We start from the raw sequence: 273 nt of genomic DNA on the forward strand, positions 1-273 counted from the left end.
GCCACGCCGTAATCAATGCCGCTGCGCTCCAGGTTAGGCCATGCCCAGGGGCCGCTGATCATGGTGGCGACTTCGCCCCGGTTGAAGCGAGTATCCATCAGGTTGTAGTCGGTGCCCCGGGGCAGTACGCCGCTCTCGATCAACTCCACCAGCAGCTCGGCCCCCTGTAGGGCACCGGCATTGTTGACCCCAATGTCGCTGACATCATAGCCGCTATCGGTTTGCTTGAACGGGTAACCGCCGTTGGCGGCCAGCAGGGTCCAGCCATAATAG

The 273-nt window shown here is 62.3% G+C and carries 1 pseudogene; it reads right to left on the reverse strand.

The features are described 5' to 3' along the window. A pseudogene (locus P8629_RS11830) lies at positions 1 to 273 on the reverse strand (hypothetical protein); the annotation flags it as partial.

This window comes from Hydrogenovibrio sp. 3SP14C1 (assembly GCF_029625905.1).
Taxonomy (GTDB): Bacteria; Pseudomonadota; Gammaproteobacteria; order Thiomicrospirales; family Thiomicrospiraceae; genus Hydrogenovibrio.